The sequence below is a fragment of the Atribacter sp. genome (assembly GCF_035418125.1).
Taxonomy (GTDB): Bacteria; Atribacterota; Atribacteria; order Atribacterales; family Atribacteraceae; genus Atribacter; species Atribacter allofermentans.
Map to the genome: position 1 here is coordinate 7,569 of NZ_DAOLQM010000063.1, position 1,646 is coordinate 9,214.

General features: G+C 38.3%; 1 protein-coding gene. It reads left to right on the forward strand.

The genetic code is table 11. The annotated features are described in order from the left end of the window. Nucleotides 1-45 precede the first annotated feature (45 nt). Nucleotides 46-1,646, forward strand: a 1,601-nt coding sequence (locus tag PLK24_RS04980; RefSeq protein WP_324476883.1) for a DUF6909 family protein, incomplete at its 3' end; no start/stop codon positions are given.

The following is a 1,646-nucleotide window of genomic DNA, read 5'->3' on the forward strand; positions in this document are numbered from 1 at the left end:
TTCTTGTTTCTAGTTTCTTGCCTCTAGTTTCTCTATAATGTATCCATGCCCTCGATCGAATCTATCGAACTCCACCTTCGCACTTACCGTTCCGCACTCAAATCTAATCTTGAAGTTACCGTTCACTCTCTCACCAATTCTTACCTAAAAATGGGCACTATTCTCCATCCGCTTGCCTCCGATCCTACCAAAATCGACCCTTCTGCAATTGTATATTCTCTTCTTCGCCTCCCCAAAAATATTGATAAGGCAAAAAGTATCGTTATGGGTCAAGATCCAAAAATATTTGCCGACTCTGGTTTAGAAAATGTTCTTTCTTGGAAAAAATCTCCCGCTAAAGCCCGTCGTCGTAGCTATTTTTTTAATCCTAAAACAAGCCAAATGGCCTCTTTTATTAGTTCTGTAAGTGACATTGATGATTTGGTAAATTTAGCCATTGCTTATCAAATCGAGTGGAACAAGTTCCACAATCTAGTCACTACCGCTTATCCAAAATTCGAAGATTTTAAAAATGCTCTCAAATCTAAAGAAATACTCAATTTAACTCAACTTTCTCCCTCAGATTGGGATAAAATTGTTATCGCCCTCGGTCGTCACTGGCGCCTCCGCCTCAAACGTGTTTACAAGGCTCCTCGTGATCTTCGTCTTCGTCTTTTAGCTGGAAACTGGATAGACTACACCAAAAGTACCCAACAATGGTGGATCTCTCTAACCAACGAATGTTTTTGCAAACGAGATTTATCTCAATCTCGTCTATATTTTGTCAGTAGCAATTCACATTCTCTCAAAAACATTATTTCCGGTTTTCCTATAAAGTCAGAAAAACTACTCCAAAAATTCACCCCCAAAAATTATCAAGCCACCAATCCTTATCTCGAACATCGCGATTTTTTATACTATCTTTCCCGACTCATGACCAATAATTCCGATTATCAAAATAATTATCAAAAATATCTCCATCGTCTAGGCATTCTAACTCCAAAAAATAATCACTACATGGACATCAATGCTCAAGTTTATCCAATTAATAGTTTAACTAAATCTGCCTATTTAGATCCCCGTCTTACTATAAAAAAGCGACAAAAGATATCCCAAAGTCAGGCCATAATTTTCAATATCGATTATCCTCTTGGTTTTGCTGCCTATCATATTCTCAGTAAATTTTTAGAAAATATTAACCATGTTATGGGTGTCTATATCCTCGGCAAGGCCGCTGTTCTCAATTCCGAAATAGGTGACATTCAAATTCCCCGTCTGGTTTTCGACGAACAATCCCAAAACTCATATATTTTTAAAAATGTTTTTAACACTTTTTTTCCTTTCAACAACCGACAAGGTTCCATCCTCACCAACCAGAAATCAGTTAGTGTCTTGGGTACATTTTTAGAAAACGATTCCCTTTTAAGAAAATACTCTCAAAATGATCTCACTGTTATTGAAATGGAAAGTGGCCCTTATCTTTCTGCCGTCACCGAAGCCACTTATGATACCCGCACCCCCCAAAAAACACTTGTTGATCTAAATTCTGCCCCTTTTGAATTAGGAATCATCAACTATACCTCCGATACACCCTATTCTCAAGCCAAAAATCTTGGCGCAGGTTCACTTGCACTTTCCGGTGTCGAACCTGTTTACCTCGGCTCCCT